Below are 1,063 nucleotides of genomic sequence, written 5' to 3' on the forward strand. Positions count from 1 at the left end.
GTTTCTGTGTCTCTAAATCTGTGCTCGGTTTCGGTTGGCTCGTGTTTTGATAACTGTTGCTCGAATTCTCTCCGTTCATTTGCCCGACCACTCCGGGCGTCCAGGGGGTGCCCGCCCCGCCGGGACCCGACGCGACCGCGCCCCAACTGCTGCTGGCCGCGGCGCAGCAGGCGGCGAAGCCGGCGAGCACCGGCCGCTACTGGCGCGTCCTCATGGTCGACAAGTCGAGCGGCCAGAACTTGAAGGGCAGGGCAGGCGCCGAGACGTTCGACATCGGCATGCGCTTCGCCGAGGAGGTGTGGCTGCCGAAGAACCCGGCGGACGGGTACTGGGTGGGTTCGCAGAGTCTCGGCGTTTTTCCGTGGTCGGCGAAGGACAAGGCCGCGTGGGCGCGGGCCGGATCGCCCACCCGGTTCACGGGCTTTCTGGACCCGCCGACCGGCGCACGGACCACCACCCTGTCGACCAAGCCGCGACCCGGAAAACTGCAGCAGGTCGACGCCGGATGGCGGGTCGAGGTGTACAACCTCTACGACCCGTTCGACCTTGCGAAGCTGCCGGCCGACCCGGACGCGCTGCGCTCGGCCGCCGTTGAGAAGATGAAGGAGACCGGCCGGGCGGAGGACGGCGACCTCGGGATCTACGTGATGATGACGGAGTTGTTGAAGTTCGCGCCGGCCACGCCGGAACTGCGCTCGGCCGCCTTCACGGTGCTGTCCCGGCTCCCCGAGATCCGGAACCTGGGCATGCGGGAGGACGCCGCCGGCCGGACGGGAATCGCTCTCGGGTGGGGCAGCAGCCATTACATGATCCTGAACCCGCAGGACTACAGCTTCCTGGGCTATGGATTCCTGGACGCGGATCAGGACAGGTCGATCATCAAACTCGGGTGGACCGACGACAAGCCGGTCGCACCGGCGCTCAACTAGGCGGCGGCGACCCGGGCCTGCTCGGTGGCGACGTCGTACTCCGGCGCTGGATAGCCGGGGTCGACGTCGGCCATCGCCGCGCGCAGCAGCGAGGCCACCGCCCAGTTCCGGTACCACTTGCGGTCGGCCGGGAC

The 1,063-nt window shown here is 68.1% G+C and carries 1 protein-coding gene; it reads left to right on the top strand.

The window, feature by feature from the left end; all coding sequences use genetic code 11:
- Nucleotides 1–107: 107 nt before the first annotated feature.
- On the top strand, nt 108–929 hold the full coding sequence (locus AB0M20_RS45450) for a hypothetical protein (protein WP_364307888.1): 822 nt from the start codon (nt 108–110) through the stop codon (nt 927–929).
- The last annotated feature ends 134 nt before the right edge of the window (nt 930–1,063 follow it).

The organism is Actinoplanes sp. NPDC051633, assembly GCF_040681735.1.
Classification (GTDB): Bacteria; Actinomycetota; Actinomycetes; order Mycobacteriales; family Micromonosporaceae; genus Actinoplanes.